This is a genomic window from Oleiphilus sp. HI0125 (genome assembly GCF_001635355.1).
In genome coordinates this window covers 1-748 of sequence record NZ_LWGF01001438.1, presented here as the reverse complement: position 1 = coordinate 748, position 748 = coordinate 1, and the positions used below count along the sequence as shown (strand labels likewise).

At 44.5% G+C, this 748-nt stretch carries 2 protein-coding genes; one reads left to right on the top strand and one right to left on the bottom strand.

The features are described 5' to 3' along the window. The coding region (locus A3762_RS26205; RefSeq protein ID WP_156493731.1) for an AraC family transcriptional regulator at positions 1-226 on the top strand (226 nt) is incomplete at its 5' end. A gap of 34 nt (positions 227-260) precedes the next feature. On the opposite strand, the gene A3762_RS24505 is transcribed toward A3762_RS26205, so the two are convergent. Next, the coding region (locus A3762_RS24505) for an OmpA family protein (protein ID WP_068758076.1) at positions 261-748 on the bottom strand (488 nt) is incomplete at its 5' end.

Here is a 748-nt window from a genome sequence, read left to right as displayed (position 1 = left end):
GAGTTCAAGAACGCTTCGACGAAAATTAACGAATGAAGGGGAATCGTATCAAAGTATTTTGGATACGTTTCGAAGTGAACTTGCTGCTAAATATTTGAACAGTACAAATATGACGCTAGAAGAAATATCAGAACGCCTAGGATATAGCGACGCCGCAAACTTTAGCCATGCCTTCAAACGCTGGCATGGCTATTCTCCAAAGTCATTTGGTAATAATAAACACTAGCCCTCAATCAACAGCGGAAGAGGGCACGGTTGTTTTAAATCGGAAGCAACTTTAATTCAACACGACGGTTCTCTTGTCGGCCTTGCGCCGTATCATTAGTTGCAATCGGAGCACGAAAACCTAATCCCTTTGAGTGCACGCGGCCACTCGAAATTTGGCGGGCTATAAGTTGTGCTTTCACCGAGTCTGCACGTTGTTCACTGAGGGTTTGATTAAACGATGCGGAACCTGTTGAGTCGGTATGACCAGTGATTTCAATCGCTGTTTTATCGAACTCTTTTAGCACCAACGCAATAGAATCGAGCACTTCAGAGAAGTTCTGTCGCACACTTGATTTAGATACATCGAAGGTGATCTTGCCGGGCATTATTAGAGTAATTTCATTCCCATTTCGTTGAACGCGCACTCCGCTGCGTTCGAGTTTTGTGCGCAATTGTTCTTCTTGCTGATCCATATAATAACCGGCACCACCTCCGGCTAAAGCCCCAGCGGTTGCCCCAATTAAAATGCCTTTCTTTCTAT